Annotated in this window: 1 protein-coding gene; it reads right to left on the bottom strand. The window is 53.7% G+C overall.

Annotated features, from left to right (window positions below; genetic code table 11):
• Window positions 1-50: 50 nt before the first annotated feature.
• The gene (locus AC5SEO_RS26855) at window positions 51-1,052 is read right to left on the bottom strand and encodes an IS30 family transposase (RefSeq protein WP_495364206.1); all 1,002 of its coding nucleotides are present in this window, start codon (window positions 1,050-1,052) and stop codon (window positions 51-53) included.
• Between the last annotated feature and the right edge of the window lie 57 nt (window positions 1,053-1,109).

Below are 1,109 nucleotides of genomic sequence, written 5' to 3'. Positions count from 1 at the left end.
GGGGGAGAATCTCCCCGAAGTGCATCATGCCTGTATTTGAGGGTAGGGGATCATGCATTATCACGCAAATGTTCCATGAACGCTTCGGTTGGTGTCCTGTAGCCTAGACACTTTCTGGGCTGATTGTTGAGAATGCGTGCGACCTGATTGAGCGTTGCCTGCGACATCTGGCTGAGGTCCGTGTTCGACGGCAAAAAGCGGCGGATGCGTTTGTTGGCGTTTTCCACCGCACCTTTTTGCCAGGGCGCGCTTGGATCACAGAACCAGCTTCGTGCGCCGATCCCATCTTCCAAAGCCCGAAATGCTGCAAACTCTGTGCCGCGATCGAATGTAAAGCTCTGCCGTGCGAAAGCGGGCAAGGAGGAGAAGGCACGCACGATCTTGTCCATGATCGGTCGCGAATGTCGGCTCGGGTTTTTGATTAACACCGTGTAGCGGCTCTTGCGCTCAATAAGTGACGTTACATTGGCATGCCCAAACGGACGCTCGAAGATGATGAGGTCACCCTCCCAGTGCCCAAACTGCGATCTGTTTCCAATAAAATCAGGCCTTTGCGAGATGCGATGGCTCGCGGGGAATACACCGTCGCGAGGCTTCCTTGAACCCAATGGGCGACGTTTGCGGCGCGCTTCCGGCAGGTATCTATAGAGACCGAGTTCGTAATCTTCCTTGCTGTAGATGAACCGGTAGATCGTTTCGGCAGACACGCGAACGGGGCTTATTCTTTCCGACAGCAGACGTCCGGCGATTTGCTCTGGAGACCACCGAGCCTCCAGTTGACTGATGACTTCAGCACGAAGATCTGGATGGCGTCGAAGCTTTCTCAGACGCCGCCGACGTTCGCGAGTAATCTCATCAGCAATGGTCGGAAAGTAGCCGCTGTATTCAGGAAGTTCCTGATCGCGGTACGTGTTTCGACGGATCTCCCGATAGATCGTCGATCGGTGGCGTCCTAGCCGACGGGCCATTTCGTTGACAGCAAGTTTCTGCTCTACGAAGCGATGAAGAAGACGACGATCGGCGAGGGTCATTTGCTGATAACATTCAGACATCTCAAAATCTCCAAAGTGAAGCCATTGAAATCATTGGCATGTCGCACTTGAAAATAG

It is taken from the genome of Agrobacterium sp. K11 (assembly GCF_059429395.1).
The sequence above is the reverse complement of the archived record's forward strand: the minus strand, read 5'-3'. Positions and strand labels throughout refer to the sequence as shown.

What these genes read in the sequence shown, in the direction of transcription:
- AC5SEO_RS26855 (WP_495364206.1), bottom strand. Translation starts at nt 1,052, where the DNA reads ATGTCTGAATGTTATCAGCAAATGACCCTCGCCGATCGTCGTCTTCTT.